Raw genomic sequence first — 21,130 nt, forward strand, 5'->3', positions numbered from 1 at the left:
TGGCTTTCAGACTGACAGGTGTCGCCGGCCAGCCACAGGCAATACCAACAAATTCATTGCGGCCCCTGTCGGCGGCGTGCCGGGAGGCTTACACTGCACCCATTCAAACGAATGGCGGAGACCATGCGCATATTATTAGTGGAAGACCATCTGGAGCTGTCGCACTGGCTGGCAAAGGCCCTGCGCGACGCGCACCTGACGGTGGAGACCGCCCACAACGGCGCCGATGCCGACGCCCTGCTGCATACGCAGGAATATTCCCTCGTGCTGCTCGACCTCTCCCTGCCGAAGATGGATGGCCTGGACGTGCTGCGCCGCCTGCGCGCGCGCGGCGGCACGCGCGGCAAGACTCCCGTCATGATACTCACGGCGCGCGGCGGCCTCGATGACAAGGTGCAGGGCCTGAACCTGGGCGCGGACGACTACATGGCCAAGCCGTTCGAACTGGCCGAGCTGGAAGCGCGCGTAAAGGCCCTGCTGCGCCGCAGCCAGGGCAACGAAGCGCTCGTGCACACCTGCGGCGCCCTCAGTTTCGACACCGTCACGCGCATGTTCAGCTATGCCGGCGCGGCGCTGGCCCTGACGCCGCGCGAACACGCGGTGCTCGAAGCGCTGATCACGCGCTCGGGCCGCGCCGTGTCGAAGGAAAAGCTGTTCGACGAAGTCTTCGCGCTGGCCGACGACGCCAACCTGGACGCCATCGAACTGTATATCCACCGCGTGCGCAAGAAGCTGGAAAGCGGCGTGGAGACCGGTTCGCCCGACGGCGCCGTCATCACCACCCTGCGCGGCATCGGCTACCTGCTGCAGCCGCGCAGCGCCATGGCGCCGGCCGCGCCAAAATGAACGCGCCCCGCCTGCCACTGGCCGAACGCCTGCGCCGGCGCTGGACGCAGGGCCGGCCGCTGGGCAGCCTGCGCAGCCAGCTGCTGCGCTGGCTGCTCATCCCGCTGGTGATGCTGGTGCTGCTCGATGCCGTTTTCGTCTACCGCAACGCGCTCGACGCGGCCGACATGGCCTACGACCGCTCCTTGCTGGCGTCGACGCGGGCGCTGGCCGAGCGCGTCTCCATCGTCGGCGGCAAGGTCGTGGCCGAAGTGCCCTACGTGGCGCTCGACAGCTTCGAGACCGATACCCTGGGCCGCATCTACTACAAGGTGACGGGCATCAACGGCGAACTGGTGTCGGGCTATGGCGACTTGCCGCCCGTGCCGAAGAACGTGCCCCGCTCGCAGAATTATCCGGCCCTGGTGCGCTTCTACCACGCCGATTACCACGGCAAACCGATCCGCATCGCCGCCCTGCTGCAACCCGTGTACGACGACTCGATGCGCGGCATCGCCCTGATCCAGGTGGCCGAGACGCTGGACGCGCGGCGCGGCCTGTCGAACCAGATCCTGTTCGATACCCTGAGCTGGCAGGCGGCGATGATACTGGTGATGGGCGCCCTCGTGTGGTTTGCCGTGCGCCTGGTGCTGCGCCCGCTGATGCGTTTGAAAACGGAAGTCGAGACGCGCACCCTGTCCGACCTGTCCGACGTCGATCCCACGCTGGTGCACAAGGAAATGCGCCCGCTGGTGAGCGCCATGAACGGCGCCATGTCGCGCCTGCAGCAGCTGATCGCCAGCCAGCGCCGCTTCATCGCCGACGCCTCGCACCAGCTGCGCACGCCGTTGACGGTGCTGAAAACCCAGGCCGAACTGGCCATGCGCGAGTGCGACCGCCAGGCGGGCGCGCCGCCGGACATCGCCGCCCTGCGCGACATCGTGCGCTCGATCGCCGCCACCACCGATTCGACGGTGCTGCTGGCCAACCGCCTGCTGACCCTGGCGCGCATCGAGCATGGCGGCGACAGCCTGACCATGGACACCGTCGCGCTGCGCGACGTGGCGCAGCAGGTGGGGCTGGAAATGGCCATGGCCGCCGTCGGCAAGCATATCGATCTGTCGCTGGAAGCGCCCGATGAAGCGCCCGTGCATGGCCAGGCCCTGCTGCTGCACGAACTGGTGGCCAACCTGGTCGACAATGCGCTGCGCTACACGCCGCAGGGCGGCAACGTCATCCTGCGCGTGCGCGCGGCGCAAACGGGGAACGGCCACGACCACGGCGCCGTGCTGGAAGTGGAAGACAGCGGCAAGGGCATCCCGCCGGCCGAGCACGAGCGCGTGTTTACGCCGTTCTACCGTGTCGGTGCGGCGCTCGAGAGCAACCCTGGCGGCGCGGGGCTAGGTTTAGCCATCGTGCGCGACATCGCCGCCCTGCACGGCGCGCACCTGGAACTGGCGACGGCGGCCAATGGGCATGGACTGAAAGTCAGCGTGCATTTCGGCCGCCGCTGCATGACAATTTGCAACGCTATTTAATCGATATTAAATGTTGCTTAAAAACAACGCGTGATTTATTTCTAATATTTTTTAAATAATTGCCTTACATAAACATATTCTTCCCTATACAATTCGGCTCCCATTAAGCGGTGAGGCAGTCTCTCCGCGTTAATTATCTAGGATTAATATGAAAAAGCAATTGTTTGCAGCAGTCGTCGGCGCCGCCCTGGCATTCCCTTTGTTCGCACAAGCAGAAGGCGCTTACATCGGCGCTAACGTCGGCCGTTCGGAATTGAAATTGTCGGGTGATGAAGTTTCGGGCAAAGAAAACAAAACCGGCTACAAAGCTTACGCCGGCTACGACTTCACGCCTAACTTCGGCGCAGAAGCCGGCTACGTCAATTTCGGCAAACTGAAAGAAAGCGAAGGCAAGGAATCGCTGAGCATGGAAACCAGCGCTTTCTATGTAGCAGCCACGGGCACGTTGCCACTGAACGAACAATTCTCGCTGTTCGCAAAAGCTGGCGTAACGCAAAACCGCACCAAAGCTAAATTGAACCTGATCGGTTTCAACGCCAGCGAATCGAAAAACAAAACCGCCGCCCTGTTTGGCATCGGCGCTGCTTATAACATCAATAAAAACCTGTCGGCTGTTGCTGAATATGAGAACTTCGGCAAAACGCTGAGCCAGGATGGCATGAAACTGAAAGCCGACCTGCTGTCGATCGGCCTGCGTTACAAGTTCTAATTCACGCTTGCGCGAATCAGAATCGAGCCGTTTTAACGGCGGATAGAAAAACCGGCTGCAAAGCCGGTTTTTTTATGCGCGCATGGCGCGTCAGCGGCACCGATGTTAAGATCGCGCCCTGAGATTTTAATGAAAGCCTGCCGTCATGATGACCAAAGAAGACGTAAGCGAACTGTTCGCCAATATCGCCGAAAACGCGCCCTGGGACCTGTCCCAGCCGCTGCTGTGGGGCTATTACTTCACCAATCCGACTTCCGAACCGCTGGAACAGGCCGCCGCCCTGCTGGCGCTGCAGGGCTACCGCCCGGTGGAACTGTACCAGCCGGAGCTCGATGACCCGGCCGCCGCCCCTGTCTGGGTGCTGCACGTGGAAAAGGCCGAAGTGCATGGCGTTGACAGCCTGCACGCGCGCAATGGCGAACTGATGACGTTTGCGCAGGAAAACCAGCTGGCCAGCTATGACGGCATGGACGTGGGCCCGGTCGGTACGGCGGCGTAGGTCGGATGAGGTCCGAAGGACCGTAATCCGACAACATTGTTGGCACGGCCGGTGGTGATGTCCGATTACGCTGCACCTCGGCGGCCCCGCTAATCCGACCTACATCACAAACGAAAAACGGCGCCCGCGGGCGCCGTTTTGCATGGGTCGATTGAAAACGCTCAGCTGAGGTTTTCCAGGCGGATCTTGGTGACCGTGCCCACCACGCTGCTCAACGCTTCCATCTTCTCGATGGCGGCCGTGACGTTCTTTTCCTGCGTCTGGTGCGTCAGCATGATGATGTCCGTATGCGTCTCGCCCTCGGCCGGCTCTTTTTGCAGCATGGCGTCGATCGAGATGCCGCGCTCGGCCAGGATGCGCGTCAGGTCGGCCAGCACGCCCGGCTGGTCGGCCACGTGCATGCGCAGGTAGTAGCTGGTGGTGATTTCCGACATCGGCAAGATCGCGATATCGGTCATCGCGTTCGGCTGGAACGCCAGGTGCGGCACGCGGTGTTCCGGGTCGGCCGTGGCCAGGCGCGTGATATCGACCAGGTCGGCGATCACCGACGAAGCGGTCGGCTCGGCGCCCGCGCCGCGGCCCGAATACAGACTGGCGCCGACGGCGTCGCCATGCACCAGCACCGCGTTCATGGCGCCTTCCACGTTGGCGATAAGGCGCTTGGCCGGGATCAGGGTCGGATGTACGCGCAGCTCGATGCCTTCCACGCCGTTGACGGTGGCGCGCTTGGTAATGCCCAGCAGTTTGATGCGGTAGCCCAGCTGCTCGGCGTAGCGGATGTCGACGGCATTGAGGTTGCTGATGCCTTCCACGTAGGCCTTGTCGAACTGCACCGGGATGCCGAAGGCGATGGCCGACATGATGGTGGCCTTGTGCGCGGCGTCGACGCCTTCGATGTCGAAGGTGGGATCGGCTTCCGCGTAACCGAGTTCCTGCGCCTGTTTCAGCACGGTGGCGAAATCGAGGCCCTTGTCGCGCATCTCGGACAGGATGAAATTGGTGGTGCCGTTGATGATGCCGGCGATCCATTCGATGCGGTTGGCCGTCAAGCCTTCGCGCAGCGCCTTGATGATGGGGATGCCGCCGGCGACGGCCGCCTCGAAGGCTACCATTACGCCCTTTTCCTGGGCGGCGGCGAAGATTTCGTTGCCGTGCACGGCCAGCAGGGCCTTGTTGGCCGTGACTACGTGCTTGCCGTTGGCGATCGCCTGCATCACCAAGGTTTTCGACAGGTCGTAGCCGCCGATCAGTTCGACGACGATGTCGATCTCGGGATCGTTGACGATGAGCATCGGGTCATTGACGACCTTGCAGCCGCCGGCGACCAGCGCTTCGGCGCGCGCCACGTCGCGCACGGCGACGGCGACGACTTCAATGCCGCGGCCCGCGCGGCGCTTGATTTCTTCCTGGTTGCGTTTCAGGACGCTGAACGTGCCGTAACCGACATTGCCCAGGCCCAGCAGGCCGATCTTGATGGATTTCATAGTTGTGCTTGACTGCTCATAAGTGGCGCCCCCTTGGGCGGCGCCAGGTTGATCGGTATGGTTGATCGAGATTGCCGCTGTCTGCGTCAGCCCCGGCCGTGACGCTTGCGATAGCCTTCGAGGAAGCGCGCAATGCGCCCCATGGCCTCGGTCAGGTCATCGGAATTCGGCAGGAAGACGACGCGGAAATGGTCGGGCGCGATCCAGTTGAAGCCCGTGCCTTGCACGATCAGGACCTTGGCTTCGGCCAGTAATTCATAGGCAAACTGCTGGTCGTCGGCGATCGGGTAGATCTCCGGGTCCAGGCGCGGGAACATGTACAGCGCGGCCTTCGGCTTGACACAGGTGACGCCCGGAATATCGGTCAGCAGCTTGTGCGCCAGATCGCGCTGTTTCAACAGGCGCCCGCCGGGCCCCACCAGGTCTTGTATGCTCTGGTAGCCGCCAAGCGCCGTCTGGATGGCAAACTGCCCCGGCGCATTGGCGCATAGCCGCATCGAGGCCAGCATGTTGAGGCCCTCGATGTAATCTTTGGCGTGGCGCTTTTCGCCCGAAACCACCATCCAGCCGGAACGGTAGCCGCAGGAGCGGTAATTCTTCGACAGGCCGTTCATGGTGATGAACAGCACGTCGTCGGCCAGCGAGGCGATCGACACGTGCTCGGCTTCGTCGTACAGCACCTTGTCGTAGATCTCGTCGGCGAAAATGATCAATTGGTGCTGGCGCGCCAGTTCGACGATCTGCAGCAGCACGGAAACCGGGTACAGCGCGCCGGTGGGATTGTTCGGGTTGATGACGACGATCGCTTTGGTTTGCGGCGTGATCTTGCGGCGCATGTCCTCGATGTCGGGATACCATTCGTTCTGCTCGTCGCACACGTAATGCACGGGATTGCCGCCCGACAGGCTGACGGCCGCCGTCCACAGCGGATAATCGGGCGCCGGCACCAGCACTTCGTCGCCACTGTTGAGCAAGGCGTTCATCGACATGACGATCAGTTCGGAAGCGCCATTGCCCAGGTAAATGTCATCGATGGTCACGCCGGCGATATTCTTGCCCTGCGTGTAGTGCATGACGGCCTTGCGCGGCGCGAACATGCCTTTCGAGTCCGTATAGCCGGCCGCATTCTGCAGATTGAGCATCATGTCGCGCACGATCTCGTCGGGCGGATCGAAGCCGAATACGGCCAGATTGCCGATATTGAGCTTGGTGATCTTGTGGCCTTCTTCTTCCATTTGCCTGGATTTTTCCAGGACCGGGCCGCGGATGTCGTAGCAGACATCCGCCAATTTATTCGATTTCTGAATCGGTCGCAAAATAAATCCCTGTCGTGATGCGGCGCGGAGACTTGAGCTTGCAGCGTGGCCGCCGCGCCAGAACTATGAACCCGTGAAACTGCGATGCGAAAGACTGCAAGGCGAAAACAACCATTCTCGCCGAAAACAGGCCATTTTATCAAATTAAACATGGCGAACTGCAGCATTTGACGCCGATTCTGCCACGCCGGCGCATCCGGACGACCATCGGGCGGGCGCCATCTTCATCTTCCCTTAATCTTGCAGCATTACCATGGCGCAAGCATGCAGCGCCACTATGGCGTCGAACATTGCAATTTGGAAAGGAAATTGCTTTTCAGTCGCTCTTTTCTGTCATTTATGGCATGCTTACGCCCTTGGCCGCGGCACCCAGTTTGGCCGCGCGCGTACCGATCAACCGACACGACCAGCCCCGATATCGCCATGAAACTCCACGCCAGCAGCACCCAACAATACCAGACTGTCACCGGCTATGACGAAAACGGCGTCGAGATCAATGCCCAGCCATACAACTACAGCCTGATCGTCATGCCGGAAATGCCGCCACGCGCGTGGGAGGTGGACAGTTTCGAGCAATTGAACGAGGCGCATTTCGCGCAAATCCTGGCCGATGCGCCCGACGTGGTCATCCTCGGCACGGGCGAGCGCCAGCGCTTCGTGCATCCGAAGCTGACGGCCGCGCTGACCATGCGCCGCATCGGCGTCGAGTGCATGGATAGCCAGGCTGCCTGCCGTACCTACAATATCCTCATGGGCGAAGGCCGCAAAGTCACGCTGGCCCTGATCCTGGCCCCGGCCGCAGGCAAGGCCGCATGAAAATCAATGTCAACGAACTGCACTCGTCGCGGGTGCTGATGTGGTCCCTGCTGGGCATCTTCATCGTCGTCACCCTGTATGCGCTGGGCGTGCGCACCCTGGTGCCGCCCGACGAGGGCCGCTACGCCGAGATGGCGCGCGAAATGTTCGTCACGGGCGACTGGATCACCACGCGCCTGAACGGCATCAAGTACTTTGAAAAGCCGCCGCTGCAAACGTGGATGAATGCGCTGACCTTCGCCGCCTTCGGCCTGGGCGAGTGGCAGGCGCGCCTGTGGACCGGCCTGTGCGGCATCATCGGCGTGTGCATGACGGCCTACGCGGGCAAGAAGGTCTTCGGCCCGCGCGTGGGCCTGTATGCGGGCCTGGTGCTGGCGTCGAGCCTGTTCTGGCTCGCTTCCGGCCAGATCAACTCGCTGGACATGGGCCTGTCGGGCATGATGACCCTCACCCTGGGCAGCCTGCTGATCGCCCAGCGCGACGACGCCACGGCGATGGAGCGGCGCAACTGGATGCTGGCCTGCTGGGCCGCCATGGCGCTGGCCGTGCTGGCCAAGGGCCTGATCGGCATCGTCCTGCCGGGCGCCGTGCTGGTGCTGTATTCGCTGTGCGCGCGCGACTGGCGCATCTGGACCCGCCTGCACCTGGTCAAGGGCTTGCTGCTGTTCTTTGCCATCGCCACGCCGTGGTTCGTGCTGGTCGCCCTGCGCAATCCGGAACAGCCGCATTTCTTCTTCATCCACGAGCATTTCCAGCGCTTCCTGATGAAGGGCCACAAGCGCGAAGGCGCCTGGTACTACTTCCTCGTGCTGCTCATTCCCGGCATCCTGCCATGGATAGGCCTGCTGCCGCAAAGCCTGGCCGCCGCCTTCCAGCGCCAGGAAGGCGCCTTCCAGCCCCGCTTGATGCTGCTGGTCTGGGCCGTCTTCATTTTCTTCTTTTTCAGCTATTCGACCTCGAAGCTGCCCGGCTATATCGTGCCCATCTTCCCGGCGCTGGCCTTGCTGGTGGCGCTGTACCTGGAAACGGCGTCGCGCCGCCAGCGCCTGTTCGCCGCCGGCCTGCTGTGCGTGCTGGGCGCGGCCATCCTGATCGGCGGACCGATCGGCTTCAGCAAGGCCAGCGCGCGCGATCCGGCAGCACTGATCGCATTGAAAGGCTACCAGCCATGGCTGATGGCGGCCGGTTTCTTCGCCCTGGCCGGCGGCGCCCTGGCCTTGCTGCATGCGCGCCAGCTGCGCCGCGACATGACGGTGCTGACGATCGCCGGCGCCGGCTTCCTGGCCACGCACTGCATCCTGGCCGGCTCCGAACTGTATGGCCAGAACCGCGCAGGCACCGACATGCTGCCGCAGATCCAGGCCGAACTGACGGCCGATACCAAGCTCTATTCGGTCGGCATCTATGAACAGTCGCTGACCTATTATCTGCAGCGGCCCGTGATCCTCGTCGATTACTGGGATGAATTCACGTTTGGCCTGAAACAGCAGCCCGAGCTGTCCATCCCGAACATCGAACCTTTCATCACGCAGTGGACGAACGATGCCAACGCCGGCGTGCGCGACATGGCCATTATCAGCCTGGACCGCTACAAGGAATTGCAACAACGTGGCGTGCCCATGCGTGTCATTGCCGAGGACGCGCGCCGCATGGTCATTGCCAACAAATAATGTTTAACTGGGGCGCGAGACAGCACGGATCGCGCCCCCGGCCAGCTTGCCCCGCCCCCGCATCGGCAGGATTTTTCACCGCTGAAGGGGCTGCACCGCCATACTGACGATATAAAATAGCCATGCCTGCCGACCGCTTTTCACCGTACGGCAGCCTCGGCAACACAGATACCCTGACACAATACCGACTCAAGAACCGCGCCCCATGACCTCTACCCTGCCCTTTTTGCCTTTTTCCAAACCCACCATCGATGAGGCGACCATCGCCGCCGTCGGCGAAGTGCTGCGCTCGGGCTGGATAACCAGCGGCCCGAAAGTGCAGGCATTCGAAGCACAGCTGTCCGAGTATTTCGGCGGGCGTCCCGTGCGCACCTTCAATTCGGGCACGTGCACCATGGAAATCGCGCTGCGCATCGCCGGCATTGGCCCCGGCGACGAAGTCATCACCACACCCGTGTCGTGGGTCGCGACGGCCAACGTCATCATCGAAGTGGGCGCCACGCCCGTGTTCGCCGATATCGACCCCGTCACCCGGAATATCGACCTCGACAAACTGGAAGCGGCCATCACCCCGCGGACGAAAGCCATCATCCCCGTCTACCTGTCCGGCCTGCCGGTCGACATGGACCGCCTGTACGCGATTGCTGACAAGTACAATTTGCGGGTAGTCGAAGACGCGGCGCAAGCGTTCGGTTCCACCTGGAAAGGCAAGCGCATCGGCGCGTTTGGCGACTTCGTCTCGTTCAGCTTCCAGGCCAACAAGAACATCACCACGGGCGAAGGCGGCTGCCTCGTCCTGAACAACCTGGAAGAAGCGAAGCTGGCCGAGAAATACCGGCTGCAGGGCGTCACGCGCAGCGGCGTCGACGGCATCGACGTCGATGTGCTGGGCGGCAAATACAATATGAGCGACATCATGGCCGCCATCGGTCTGGGCCAGTTCGCCAATATCGACGCCATCACGGCCCACCGCCGCGCGCTGGCGCGCCACTATTTCGCGCAATTCGGCAGCGACTTCGAAGCGCAGAGCGGCGCCCGGCTGCCCGTGCAGGACTTTGAAAACAGCAACTGGCATCTGTTCCAGATCATCCTGCCCGACAACGGCCCCGGCACGCGCGCCGCGTTCATGCAGCAGATGGCGCAGCAAAACGTGGGAACGGGCTATCATTACGCACCGATCCACCTGTTTACCATGTACCGTGAACGCGGCTTTACCGAGGGCATGTTCCCCGTCGCGGAACAGATCGGCCGCCTGACCGTGACCTTGCCGATGTTCTACGCCATGACGACACAGGACGTGGAACGCGCCGTCGCCACCGTCAAATCCATTCTCATCAAATGAGCAGCGCGCCGATGAAACCTGAACTGTCCGTAATCATTCCGATCTACAACGAGCAGGATGGCCTGGCCAGCCTGTTCGCCCGCCTGTATCCGGCCCTCGATGCCTTGCAGACGAGCTACGAGATCATCTTCATCAATGATGGCAGCCGCGACAATTCGGTGGCCATCCTGGCGGAACAGTTCCGCCAGCGCCCCGACGTCACGCGCGTGATCTTATTCAACGGCAATTATGGCCAGCACATGGCCATCCTGGCCGGTTTTGAAGCCTCGCGCGGGCAGATCATGGTCACGCTCGACGCCGACCTGCAGAATCCGCCCGAAGAAATCGGCAACCTGGTGGCGAAGATGCGCGAAGGCTACGATTACGTGGGCTCGATCCGGCGCAAGCGGCAAGATTCCGCCTGGCGCACGCTGGCCTCGAAGATGATGAACCGCCTGCGCGAACGCATCACAAACATCAAGATCACGGACCAGGGCAACATGCTGCGCGCCTACGGCCGCAACGTGATCGACCTGGTCAACCAGTGCGCCGAGGTCAACACCTTCGTTCCCGCCCTCGCCTACACGTTCGCCCGCAAACCGACGGAAATCACCGTCGAGCACGAGGAACGGGCCGCCGGCGAGTCGAAATATTCGCTGTACAGCCTGATCCGCCTCAATTTCGACCTGGTCACGGGCTTTTCGCTGATTCCCCTGCAAATCTTTTCCATGCTGGGCATGGCGATGTCGCTGGGTTCGGCGCTGCTGGTGATCTTCCTGCTGGTACGCCGCTTCCTGCTGGGCGCGGAGGCCGAAGGCGTGTTCACCCTGTTCGCCATCGCCTTCTTCTTCATGGGCGTGATCCTGTTCGGCATCGGCCTGGTGGGCGAATACGTGGGCCGCATCTTCCAGCAGGTGCGCGCCCGTCCCCGCTATGTGGTGCAAACCATCTTGCAGGACGGCATGACCCAGGCGGAAGCCGAGGCGCCATCGTATGTGCGCCTGGAAAAACGCCAGGTGAGCCGCTGATGGGCGCGCCACGCGCCGTCGTCTTCGGCTACCACAATGTGGGCGTGCGCTGCATCAAGGTGCTGCTGGCCGGCGGCGTCGATATCGCCCTCGTCGTCACGCACGAAGACAGCCCCACGGAAAACCTGTGGTTCGAGTCCGTCGCCAGCCTGTGCCAGGCCGAAGGCATCCCGTACATCACGCCTGCGGACGCGCGCGCGCCCGAGCTGCTGGCGCAGGTGCAGGAGGCAAAGCCGGACATGCTGTTCAGCTTTTACTACCGCCACATGCTGCCGGCCAGCATCCTGGAAGTCGCGCCCGCCTACAATATGCACGGCTCGCTGCTGCCGCAGTTCCGCGGCCGCGCGCCTGTCAACTGGGCCGTGCTGCATGGCGCCACGGAGACGGGCGCCACCCTGCATGAAATGACGGTCAAGCCGGACGCGGGCGCCATCGTGGCGCAAACGGCCGTGCCCATCCTGCCCGACGACACGGCCTTCGAAGTGTTCGGCAAGGTCACCGTAGCGGCGGAACAGACGCTGTGGGGCGTGCTGCCGGCCTTGCTGGACGGCACGGCGCCGCGCCATCTCAACGATTTGCGCCAGGGCGGCTACTTTGGCGGACGTACGCCCGAAGACGGCAGGATCGACTGGAAGTTACCCGCGCAGCAGGTCTACAACCTGCACCGGGCCGTCGCGCCCCCCTATCCCGGCGCCTTCACCGAAGTCAACAATGTCATTTACACCATCGAAAAAGCCCGTTTGAGCAAGCTTTCCGCAGGAAGTTTGCCACCGGGCTTGGCGGTAGTGGATAATTGCATCTTTGGCGTCTGCGGAGACGGCCACATGCTGGCCATTTCCGCGCTGAGGGCTGCCGGGGAGCCGATTTCGGCTCAGCAATTGCAAGCAAGTCTGACCGCCCGCGTCAGCACACACTGATATCACTCAAGAGAATCTCATATGAAAAAAGTCCTCATCTTAGGCGTCAACGGTTTCATCGGCCACCACCTGTCCAAGCGCATCCTGGAAACCACCGACTGGCATGTCTACGGCATGGACATGAACACGGACCGCATCACGGAATTGCTGGAAGATGACAACTACAAGTCGCGCATGCACTTCTTCGAAGGCGACATCACGATCAACAAGGAATGGGTCGAGTACCACGTCAAGAAATGCGACGTGATCCTGCCGCTGGTGGCCATCGCCACGCCGTCGACCTACGTCAAGCAGCCGCTGCGCGTGTTCGAACTGGACTTCGAAGCCAACCTGCCGATCGTGCGCTCGGCCGCCAAGTACGGCAAGCACCTGGTCTTCCCGTCGACCTCGGAAGTGTATGGCATGTGCCATGACGAGGAATTCGATCCGGAAAACTCGGAACTGATCTGCGGCCCGATCAACAAGCCGCGCTGGATCTATTCCAACGCCAAGCAGCTGATGGACCGCGTGATCTGGGGCTACGGCATGGAAGGCTTGAACTTCACCCTGTTCCGTCCATTCAACTGGATCGGCGCCGGCCTGGACTCGATCCACACGCCAAAAGAAGGTTCCTCGCGCGTGGTGACGCAATTCTTCGGCCATATCGTGCGCGGCGAGAACATCTCGCTGGTCGACGGCGGCGCGCAGAAACGCGCGTTCACCTACATCGACGACGGCATCGATGCGCTGATCCGCATCATCGCCAACAAGAACGGCATCGCCAGCGGCAAGATCTACAACATTGGCAATCCGACCAATAACTATTCGATCCGCGACCTGGCCGGCATGATGCTGACCCTGGCCGCCGAATACCCGGAATACGCCGAAGGCGCGAAACACGTGAAAATCGTGGAAACGACCTCGGGCGCCTACTACGGCGCCGGCTACCAGGACGTGCAGAACCGCGTGCCGAAAATCACGAATACCTGCGAAGAGCTCGGCTGGGCGCCGACCACCACCATGGCCGATTCCCTGCGCAATATTTTCGACGCCTACCGCAGCCAGGTAGCCCAAGCCAAAGCCCTGATGGATTAATGTTGAGCAAGCCGTTCCTGACCCTGAAAATCGACGTCGATACCTATCGCGGCACCCGTGAAGGCATGGGCAATCTGGTGCGCATGCTGGCCGCGCACCAGGCCAAGGCCACCTTTCTGTTCTCGCTGGGCCCCGACCATACGGGCTGGGCCCTGCGGCGCGCCTTGCGGCCCGGCTTTTTCAGCAAGGTGTCGCGCACCTCGGTAGTCGAGCACTACGGCTTGAAAACTTTGATGTACGGCACCTTGCTGCCGGGACCCGATATCGGCAAGCAGTGCGCGGCGCAAATGCGCGCCGTGCGCGATGCCGGTTTCGAGTGCGGCATCCACACCTGGGATCACACCCTGTGGCAAGACAATGTGGCCAAGCGCAACGCCGCCTGGACCATGACCATGATGCGCAAGGCCGCCAACCGCTACGAACAGGTGTTCGGCACCAGGCCGCACACGCACGGCGCGGCCGGCTGGCAAATGAATGTCAGCGCGTTTGTCGAGCACGACACGGCCGGCTACCGCTTTGCCTCCGATGGCCGCGCCATGCTTGACGCGCGCGGCGCCATGGTGCATCCGGGCAATGGCCCGCACCGCGTGCGCAATGGCAACACCATCCTGCGCTGCGTGCAACTGCCCACTACGCTGCCCACCCTGGATGAATTGCTGGGCTGCGAAATCGACGGCAAGCTGATCACGACCGGCAATGTTGCCGCGCATATCCTGTCACTGACGGCCGACAATCCCCGCGATCATGTGTATACCTTGCATGCGGAACTTGAAGGACAGAAACTCGCCCCCATTTTCGAACAACTGCTGGCTGGCTGGAAAGCCCAGGGCTACCAGTTTGCAGCGATGGGCGATTATTATGAAAAGATAAAAGATGCGGACTTGCCAATTTGCCCCATCACCTGGGATGAGTTGCCCGGGCGTTCGGGACGCCTGATTGTGCAGGGCAAAGCGGCCTGAATGCTGTATTGTTGCACCTGGATGCGTTGCCAGATTAAAAACCAGCGCTGATGATCACCGTTCAGGAGAGAACCTGTGGCTGATAGCCAATCCCTCGTTAGCATACCCGACTTTAGTGCCGCCATGACCAGCGGCAAGACCTTTCAGTTGCTGGGCCGCCCGGCCAAGGCCACGGTGCTGTTTTTCTATCCGAAGGACAACACTCCTGGCTGCACCACTGAAAACATCGCCTTCCGTGACGCCTATCCGCAATTTGTCGCCGCCGGCGTGGAAATCTACGGCATCAGCCGCGATTCCCTGCGCTCGCACGAAAGCTTCAAAGCCAAGCTGGAACTGCCGTTCGAGCTCATTTCCGACCCGGACGAAGCCGTTTGCCTGCTGTTTAACGTCATGAAGATGAAACAGATGTACGGCAAGACGGTCCGCGGCGTCGAGCGCAGTACGTTTGTGATTGACGCCCAGGGCCGATTGGTGAAAGAATGGAGAGGCGTGAAGGTCGCAACTCACGTGGAAGAAGTGCTGGAATTCGTAGCGCATCTGAATTGATCGTTCATTTTGATCCAATGCGCGTTGTCGGCTTCCAGCAAGCCTGGTTCAACCGCAGTTCAGTTCACGGTACCTATCGCCATTTTGAGTCAACGAAGCGCCTCCATACACTCCGCCAGACGGGCCTGCAGCCCGCCGATGGCGTCCATGACCGGCCATGCTGCCGGCCTTCCGGCAGTTTCTCGTCTTGTAGCATTGTTGTTCCCCCGCATCCACCCCATGAGAAGTGCCGCCAGAAGCTGGCTGCCCATGGGCGATTCATTCCAGAAATTTTTTGATTGAGATCCTGATGCCACTGCCAAAATTACCGAGCAAGCCAGCCACCATCCTGGCCACCCAAGATTACCCAACCGCAGGCGCAGCGCGCCCGGCCACCAAAACCCCGGCAGCCAAGAAAGTGGCTGCACCGATCATTGAAGCGGCGATCGCCGAAGTTGCCAAGCCGGTCCGCAATGCGGCCACGAAGATCAAGCAAGTGGCGGCCCTGATGGTCGCCAAGCCTGCGCCTGCACCTGCGCCGGTTGCGGCCGCACCTGCCGCCGTTGCCGCGCCTGCAGCGAAAGCCAAGCCGGCGGCAAAAGGCAAGGTCACGCCGATCAAGCCCGTCAAGCAGGCCGAGCAGCCGCATCCGGCCAAGCACAAGCCTGTGGAAGTGCAGCTCAAGTCGTCCGCCAGCCGCGCCGCCGATCAGCGCGGCATCAGCAAGCTGTTCGTTCTCGACACGAACGTGCTGATGCACGATCCATCGTCGCTGTTCCGCTTCGAGGAACACGATGTATACCTGCCGATGATGACGCTGGAAGAGCTGGACAACCATAAAAAGGGCATGACGGAAGTGGCGCGCAATGCGCGCCAGGTTTCGCGTACCCTGGACGCCCTGATCAGCAACACGGATGACGACGCCATCGAGCACGGCATCCTGCTGTCCAAGCTGGGCAACAAGGACGCCAAGGGCCGCCTGTTCTTCCAGACGCGCCTGCAAAGCGCCGACCTCCCAGCTGGCTTGCCAGTGGGCAAGGCCGACAACCAGATCCTCGCCGTCGTGCGTTCGCTCGAGTCGGAACAGGAAGGCCGTCCCGTCGTGCTGGTGTCGAAAGACATCAACATGCGCATCAAGGCGCGCGCCCTCGGCTTGCCAGCCGAAGACTACTTCAACGACCATGTGCTGGAAGACACGGACTTGCTGTACTCGGGCATCGTGCAATTGCCGGACGACTTCTGGAACAAGCACGGCAAGGACATGGAGTCGTGGCAGGAAAGCAAGAACGGCTACAGCTCCACCTTCTACCGCGTGACGGGCCCGTTCATTCCCTCGCTGCTGGTCAACCAGTTCATCTACCTGGAACCGAAAAACGGCGAAACGCCGTTCTACGGCCAGGTAAAGCAGATCAACGGCAAGACGGCCGTGCTGCAAACCCTGCGCGACTTCAGCCACACGAAGAACAATGTGTGGGGCGTGACGGCGCGCAACCGCGAGCAGAACTTCGCGCTGAACCTGCTGATGAATCCGGAGTGCGACTTCGTCACCCTGCTGGGCCAGGCCGGTACCGGCAAGACCCTGCTGGCCCTGGCCGCCGGCCTGGCGCAAGTGCTGGAAACCAAGCTCTACAATGAAATCATCGTCACCCGCGTGACGGTGCCTGTGGGCGAAGACATCGGTTTCCTGCCCGGTACGGAAGAGGAAAAGATGTCGCCATGGATGGGCGCTTTCGACGACAACCTGGAAGTGCTGAACAAGTCCGACTCCGATGGCGGCGAATGGGGCCGTGCGGCAACGCAAGACCTGATCCGCTCGCGCATCAAGATCAAGTCGCTCAACTTCATGCGCGGCCGCACCTTCGTCAACAAGTTCCTCATCATCGATGAAGCGCAAAACTTGACGCCGAAACAGGTCAAGACCCTCGTCACGCGCGCCGGTCCCGGCACGAAGATCCTGTGCCTGGGCAACATCGCGCAGATCGACACCCCGTACCTGACGGAAGGCTCGAGCGGCCTGACCTACGTGGTCGACCGCTTCAAGGGCTGGACCCACAGCGGCCACGTCACCCTGGCACGCGGCGAGCGCTCGCGCCTGGCCGATCACGCCAGCGAAGTGTTGTAAGTTCCAGCGGGCGGCGCGAGCTGCCCGGTCATTCGAAGCCCCGGCTGCAGCGATGCAGGCGGGGCTTTTTCATGTGCGCGTCATTTTCTTTGCGTCATGCTTTAATACCGGTCATTTCCTTCAGGACACGCTATCCGATGCCTCCCGCCTTGCAGTTGCTGCTCTGCTCCATCCTCTTCATGCTCCTCCACATTTCCGTCATGGCGGCCTGCGCCAGGCTGTTCGGCATCACGGTGCGCAGCATCAGCTATGGCGTCGGTCCCACCCTGCTAACTTGGGGCAAAGTGCGCGTCAAGCTGCTGCCCCTGGCCGGCAATGTGGTGCTGAAAGATACGCGCGAGGAAACCTTGTATGACGACGATCCCTGCCTCGATGCCTACAACTTCCAGCCGCTATGGAAGCAGGTGCTGCTGCCATTGAGCGGCGTGGCCGTGCTGCTGGCCTTGTCGCTGGGCATCATGGGCGCCTCGGGCTGGGAGCGATTTATCGCCGCCTTCGGGCAAATCATCGATGGGGCGCTGGCGCCATTGTCGGGGGCGCAGGCATCGCTGGGTGCAGGAGAAATGTTTGCCCGCACGCATGGCTTTGCGCCCGTGTTCGCCCTGTTTTCGTTGAAACTGTGCGCGTTCAACCTGCTGCCATTCGCCGGCCTGAACGGTGGCCAGGCGCTGCTGGCCATCGCGCGCGGCGGCAAGCCATATGTCGCGTGGGAAGAGCCCGTGGCGAAATGGCTGCTGCTGCCGGGGCTGGCGATCTTGCTGGCGTGGGCAGCGGCGTTCGGCTGGTATGGCTGGACTGAACTATAGGCACTGAACTATAGGCACTGAACATAATATCAAAGTGAAAATTCTTAAAAAATTGATGTAGTCGACATAAAATATCATTGAATAATATTAATTTATTTTTTCAAAATGAAATATTTTCATATTAAAAATATGCCACGTTTTTTAAAATCTCCACTTCAACACCCCGAAATTACATAAATTTATGGGTAAAATCGGGAAATCTCAAAACGTCAAATAGTTACTTGCAATTTTCACTCACTTTAACGTAGCCATCTGCAACCACAAAGGATCAGTACTTAGCGTCAATTGATCTTTAATTGCCTTCATTCTAGCGGTGTATTCCCTTTTAGGGTTGTATATAAATACAGATCCGTCCTTACTCTTCTCCACGAATTTTTGGTTCACCAAAATCCCCAGTATTTCCTCTATTATCTTTCTATCAAATTGCTGCCCAAACCCACCTTTATATAAAGAACTCTCTTTTCTTCCGCCGCCATGTTGGAAAAATATTTTATGAATTACAGACAAAAATAGCTTCTGTGATGAAGGCAATGAGCTAGATTTAATCCTAGAAGAATTAGATACACTCTCAGTGGCATCGATCGAAGTTCCTTTTATCCATGATGGTAATGCATCAATCGAAGTCAAACCAATAGCCATAGATATTGTTGAGTCAGTAACTTTCACCAACGAATTCTCATTTATTTTACAATTTGCAAAAGAAACAACTCCAAATTGGCATTCGGAAAATGATAAATTCAATAAATTATTAACACCAAACTCTATCTGACAAATTTCCGCATCTTTTATGACAACGCCATGATAATCTATAGTATCGTTCTCAAACATCGTTAACGCTGCGGCAAGCTCGCCAACCGCCTGCGAGTTAATTGGCGTACTATCTCTCTGTATCATGGAAATCGCATCAGAGCTAGATCCGTATATTTCCATCCATTGAGCCAAAAAATACAAACCCATTGGCTGCAAAGCTTGTCTCCACTTCTGATCAAGAATTAAGAAACTTTTATTTGAAATATCTTCAACAAGACAATCCGCAAAAAGAAGTTGAACTATATAAGGATCGACAAATTGTCTATCTGGCGATTCCGGTTCAATTCTCCCCAAGGTACATAGCCTAGATAACATAAGTTGACCTGATTCATCAGGAACAAATCCAGTGGCAATTTCATATGCTTGATTCACGTCTTTCGGAGTTAATCGTCCAAGAGGACGATCACTTTGCCTTGTAACTCTTGCCAAATTAGTTAATACCAGTCGAACGGATGCAGGATCAATAGAACTATGAATTTTTGCTTCTCGCTCACACACTGTGTCAATGAATTGCCCCCAAAAACCGACCTCTCCGGATTTACTACCCAATATTCTCTCGGCATCTGCGGCGTCAATAGCTGCTAAAACCAGAAACATTAATGGCTTTTTTGGCAGCCAAGCTGGAACTTTTGCATTAACACCAATTTTCTCCAGATAAGTCTGTGCTTGCTTTTCATTAAATTCATCTGCACATTGCAAAGATAAAACTTCTGAGTTCTTCTTTGAAAACCCCAAGCAATCATTCATTTCAGCCACACTATTAAAATAATGTGGCCGACCAGTTATCAGAAGGCCCGCTGAATTCATTGATATTAATTCGCGTATACCTTGCAGAGCCTCTCTCCGCACAGTAATTCTTTTATTTTGATTTGTACCGAAAGTTTGAGTCCCAACCTCATCAAAACCATCCAATAAAAGTATTATATGTCCAGAATTTAAAAGTTGCATAGCACGGTCTATTGAAGTTGACAGCCCTAACCTTTTCAAATGCCCGGATATTATTTCAACAGCAGAACCTGCCCCCCAATGCTCGCGGAGATTGATTGCAAAAACAAAGGCAGATGATAAACTAACATCGCTTGCCAATTCATGAAATGCCTCCCTAACACATCGACTCTTCCCAGTTCCATAATCACCCAGCAAAAGAATTTTTTCATTATTCCGCAACTTAACAACTATTTCAGAGACGGAAAACTCCTTACCTTTCTCTGCATCTGTATAATATACCGGAACATATTCATGATGATCAGACTCTCCAGTATTTGGGTTAATAGAACTACCAAAAGCTATTTTACTCCTGAGCGCCTCATAACCAGAAAAATTAAACGCTTGCTTCGAGAAGCTAGAAACTGATAAAACTGATATTTTATTAGATTTCCCCAAATCAACCATACCAGGAGTTGGCTCATCCTTTAGAATTATATAGGCTCGAGCAATGATCATTTGAGCTGCAAAACGCATTTTTACAGCCAAAATTTTTGCTATATCGGCTCTAATTTTCGCCAAATTATGCTCTTCAGTGACTTCGATCAGAATAATTTCCTCATCTGATATCCGAATAACACCGTCAAAATTTACACCATCTATACGCTCAGGAATTGCCTCTTTAAACCATATAATAGAAGCAATAGAGCGTGCGTAGGCTTCCAAATTCGACCAACTATTTCCCATAAAAATCTTTCCAAACATTAATGTAAAATATTGAAAACTATCATCTAAAATTATTTCACCAAAATCAGCTACGCCACTTGATATATATTTTAGAAATCCCCATAAAAACCCGCATTGACGCGATGAACATATACGGGAAACTACAGACATGCATATCACTTAACCAGAAAAATAAGCAAGCCTAGCCACGCTCTTGATGACGGCTATGGGCGCACAATTTTTATTGGAAAATATTCCAATAACTCATTCAGCCTAACAGACGTACTGCGCGCAATTCTCTCCATTTATCACGTTTACAAATTACAACTGCTAAATGCCGCTCTTTAGGCCAATTTTTTGCACGGTCAAGCAATGCTTACAACAATCCGCAAAGGATCCGCCATTTTCATATTCGATATTTTTAGCACAAGCCTCCCCTATTGGAGATTCGTGCATACCAGCATTATTTGTCGCTACTGAAAGGTTTTTCCTGTGGCGACGCTGTGCTGACAAGAAAAAATAGTAGCTCCGTGTATGGCTACAGGGTGATCGTCCGCCATTGCTTGCGCATGGGCTTACCATGGTGAAGTGCCGCCTGAATAAATGCAGCAAACCGCATCGCCAGCACCTTGCCAGTATGCCCATGGCCGTAACGTGCGCCTGCAGGCGCAGGCACTACCAGGGACCGATTGGCGGGGTGTACCTGCGACTGCACAGACGTGACCAGCCTGGCTGATTGCTCCCAACCGGGCCGCAGCAAGACGTGATTCCGCAACGACTATACAGCCAGTGCCGCACTGAAACGGCAGCAGGAAGAACGCCGCAAGAAGATACGGCAGGGACAGACCTCGGAAAGCTAAAATTCACATAAATACTTATAAATGAAATATTCATTCATGAAATGAATAACATCTATCGCCACTGTGAATTGGCTGGAAACGGACCGGCGGCCTATACTCAAGCCGTCTCCCCTACACTGTTTCCCATGCACACCCAGCTCAGCCCGCACACACCGCGGGCTTTTTGTTCCCGGCCATTGCCACTCTGTCTTTCCCCTCTTA

General features: G+C 58.2%; 17 protein-coding genes. 14 read left to right on the plus strand and 3 right to left on the minus strand.

Features of this window, described 5'->3' with window-relative positions; translation table 11 throughout:
- Positions 1-123: 123 nt before the first annotated feature.
- The 4 genes from ACQ4W4_RS03150 to ACQ4W4_RS03165 all read left to right on the plus strand — a co-directional run bounded on the left by ACQ4W4_RS03150 (position 124) and on the right by ACQ4W4_RS03165 (position 3,571).
- Complete coding sequence (locus ACQ4W4_RS03150; protein WP_436540743.1) at positions 124-846, plus strand: response regulator; 723 nt, start codon at positions 124-126, stop codon at positions 844-846.
- On the plus strand, positions 843-2,363 hold the full coding sequence (locus ACQ4W4_RS03155; RefSeq protein ID WP_436540744.1) for a sensor histidine kinase N-terminal domain-containing protein: 1,521 nt from the start codon (positions 843-845) through the stop codon (positions 2,361-2,363). Before ACQ4W4_RS03150 ends, ACQ4W4_RS03155 begins: the two co-directional genes overlap by 4 nt.
- A 148-nt stretch (positions 2,364-2,511) precedes the next feature.
- On the plus strand, positions 2,512-3,072 hold the full coding sequence (locus ACQ4W4_RS03160) for an outer membrane beta-barrel protein (RefSeq protein WP_436540745.1): 561 nt from the start codon (positions 2,512-2,514) through the stop codon (positions 3,070-3,072).
- 145 nt (positions 3,073-3,217) lie between these two features.
- On the plus strand, positions 3,218-3,571 hold the full coding sequence (locus tag ACQ4W4_RS03165) for a ribonuclease E inhibitor RraB (protein ID WP_436540746.1): 354 nt from the start codon (positions 3,218-3,220) through the stop codon (positions 3,569-3,571).
- A gap of 161 nt (positions 3,572-3,732) precedes the next feature.
- On the opposite strand, the gene ACQ4W4_RS03170 is transcribed toward ACQ4W4_RS03165, so the two are convergent.
- Together ACQ4W4_RS03170 and ACQ4W4_RS03175 are read right to left on the minus strand one after the other, a co-directional pair.
- Entirely contained in the window at positions 3,733-5,055 is a 1,323-nt protein-coding gene (locus ACQ4W4_RS03170) for a homoserine dehydrogenase (protein ID WP_436540747.1), read from the minus strand.
- Positions 5,056-5,141: 86 nt separating this feature from the next.
- Positions 5,142-6,371: a pyridoxal phosphate-dependent aminotransferase gene (locus ACQ4W4_RS03175; RefSeq protein WP_034750427.1), complete on the minus strand. Its 1,230-nt coding sequence runs from the start codon at positions 6,369-6,371 to the stop codon at positions 5,142-5,144.
- A gap of 423 nt (positions 6,372-6,794) precedes the next feature.
- Here ACQ4W4_RS03175 and ACQ4W4_RS03180 point away from each other — a divergent pair, with 423 nt between their 5' ends.
- The 10 genes from ACQ4W4_RS03180 to ACQ4W4_RS03225 all read left to right on the plus strand — a co-directional run bounded on the left by ACQ4W4_RS03180 (position 6,795) and on the right by ACQ4W4_RS03225 (position 17,609).
- Positions 6,795-7,187 carry an Mth938-like domain-containing protein gene (locus tag ACQ4W4_RS03180; protein ID WP_070260554.1) on the plus strand — a complete coding sequence of 131 codons (393 nt, stop codon included), beginning with the start codon at positions 6,795-6,797 and terminating at the stop codon, positions 7,185-7,187.
- Positions 7,184-8,857, plus strand: a complete 1,674-nt coding sequence (locus ACQ4W4_RS03185; protein WP_436540748.1) for a glycosyltransferase family 39 protein — start codon at positions 7,184-7,186, stop codon at positions 8,855-8,857. Before ACQ4W4_RS03180 ends, ACQ4W4_RS03185 begins: the two co-directional genes overlap by 4 nt.
- A gap of 205 nt (positions 8,858-9,062) precedes the next feature.
- Entirely contained in the window at positions 9,063-10,199 is a 1,137-nt protein-coding gene (locus tag ACQ4W4_RS03190) for a DegT/DnrJ/EryC1/StrS family aminotransferase (protein WP_436540749.1), read from the plus strand.
- Between the two features lie 11 nt (positions 10,200-10,210).
- Positions 10,211-11,206: a glycosyltransferase gene (locus tag ACQ4W4_RS03195; protein ID WP_436540750.1), complete on the plus strand. Its 996-nt coding sequence runs from the start codon at positions 10,211-10,213 to the stop codon at positions 11,204-11,206.
- Complete coding sequence (locus ACQ4W4_RS03200; protein WP_436540751.1) at positions 11,206-12,123, plus strand: formyltransferase; 918 nt, start codon at positions 11,206-11,208, stop codon at positions 12,121-12,123. Before ACQ4W4_RS03195 ends, ACQ4W4_RS03200 begins: the two co-directional genes overlap by 1 nt.
- Positions 12,124-12,144: 21 nt before the next feature.
- Positions 12,145-13,197 carry a bifunctional UDP-4-keto-pentose/UDP-xylose synthase gene (locus ACQ4W4_RS03205; protein ID WP_070290550.1) on the plus strand — a complete coding sequence of 351 codons (1,053 nt, stop codon included), beginning with the start codon at positions 12,145-12,147 and terminating at the stop codon, positions 13,195-13,197.
- A complete protein-coding gene (locus ACQ4W4_RS03210; RefSeq protein WP_436540752.1) occupies positions 13,197-14,156 on the plus strand; it encodes a polysaccharide deacetylase family protein in 960 nt (319 codons plus the stop codon). The genes ACQ4W4_RS03205 and ACQ4W4_RS03210 overlap by 1 nt, the downstream gene beginning before the upstream one ends.
- 75 nt (positions 14,157-14,231) lie before the next feature.
- A complete protein-coding gene (locus tag ACQ4W4_RS03215) occupies positions 14,232-14,702 on the plus strand; it encodes a peroxiredoxin (protein ID WP_034750445.1) in 471 nt (156 codons plus the stop codon).
- Positions 14,703-14,991: 289 nt separating this feature from the next.
- Positions 14,992-16,803, plus strand: coding sequence for a PhoH family protein (locus ACQ4W4_RS03220; RefSeq protein WP_099410066.1), 1,812 nt, complete (start codon positions 14,992-14,994; stop codon positions 16,801-16,803).
- Positions 16,804-16,940: 137 nt separating this feature from the next.
- Positions 16,941-17,609, plus strand: coding sequence for a site-2 protease family protein (locus ACQ4W4_RS03225; RefSeq protein WP_436540753.1), 669 nt, complete (start codon positions 16,941-16,943; stop codon positions 17,607-17,609).
- Positions 17,610-17,843: 234 nt separating this feature from the next.
- Here the strand turns inward: ACQ4W4_RS03225 and ACQ4W4_RS03230 are convergent, their stop codons facing one another.
- Positions 17,844-20,240 (minus strand): NACHT domain-containing protein, encoded by a 2,397-nt coding sequence (locus ACQ4W4_RS03230; protein WP_436540754.1) that lies wholly within the window; start codon positions 20,238-20,240, stop codon positions 17,844-17,846.
- Positions 20,241-21,130: the final 890 nt, after the last annotated feature.

This window comes from Janthinobacterium glycogeni (assembly GCF_051380725.1).
GTDB lineage: Bacteria > Pseudomonadota > Gammaproteobacteria > Burkholderiales > Burkholderiaceae_D > Janthinobacterium.

Bases quoted from the DNA above. Each gene is read 5' to 3' on its own strand.
- ACQ4W4_RS03150 (WP_436540743.1), top strand. From the start codon at position 124: ATGCGCATATTATTAGTGGAAGACCATCTGGAGCTGTCGCACTGGCTG.
- ACQ4W4_RS03155 (WP_436540744.1), top strand. From the start codon at position 843: ATGAACGCGCCCCGCCTGCCACTGGCCGAACGCCTGCGCCGGCGCTGG.
- ACQ4W4_RS03160 (WP_436540745.1), top strand. From the start codon at position 2,512: ATGAAAAAGCAATTGTTTGCAGCAGTCGTCGGCGCCGCCCTGGCATTC.
- ACQ4W4_RS03165 (WP_436540746.1), top strand. From the start codon at position 3,218: ATGATGACCAAAGAAGACGTAAGCGAACTGTTCGCCAATATCGCCGAA.
- ACQ4W4_RS03170 (WP_436540747.1), bottom strand. From the start codon at position 5,055: ATGAAATCCATCAAGATCGGCCTGCTGGGCCTGGGCAATGTCGGTTAC.
- ACQ4W4_RS03180 (WP_070260554.1), top strand. From the start codon at position 6,795: ATGAAACTCCACGCCAGCAGCACCCAACAATACCAGACTGTCACCGGC.
- ACQ4W4_RS03185 (WP_436540748.1), top strand. From the start codon at position 7,184: ATGAAAATCAATGTCAACGAACTGCACTCGTCGCGGGTGCTGATGTGG.
- ACQ4W4_RS03190 (WP_436540749.1), top strand. From the start codon at position 9,063: ATGACCTCTACCCTGCCCTTTTTGCCTTTTTCCAAACCCACCATCGAT.
- ACQ4W4_RS03195 (WP_436540750.1), top strand. From the start codon at position 10,211: ATGAAACCTGAACTGTCCGTAATCATTCCGATCTACAACGAGCAGGAT.
- ACQ4W4_RS03200 (WP_436540751.1), top strand. From the start codon at position 11,206: ATGGGCGCGCCACGCGCCGTCGTCTTCGGCTACCACAATGTGGGCGTG.
- ACQ4W4_RS03205 (WP_070290550.1), top strand. From the start codon at position 12,145: ATGAAAAAAGTCCTCATCTTAGGCGTCAACGGTTTCATCGGCCACCAC.
- ACQ4W4_RS03210 (WP_436540752.1), top strand. From the start codon at position 13,197: ATGTTGAGCAAGCCGTTCCTGACCCTGAAAATCGACGTCGATACCTAT.
- ACQ4W4_RS03220 (WP_099410066.1), top strand. From the start codon at position 14,992: ATGCCACTGCCAAAATTACCGAGCAAGCCAGCCACCATCCTGGCCACC.
- ACQ4W4_RS03225 (WP_436540753.1), top strand. From the start codon at position 16,941: ATGCCTCCCGCCTTGCAGTTGCTGCTCTGCTCCATCCTCTTCATGCTC.
- ACQ4W4_RS03230 (WP_436540754.1), bottom strand. From the start codon at position 20,240: ATGTCTGTAGTTTCCCGTATATGTTCATCGCGTCAATGCGGGTTTTTA.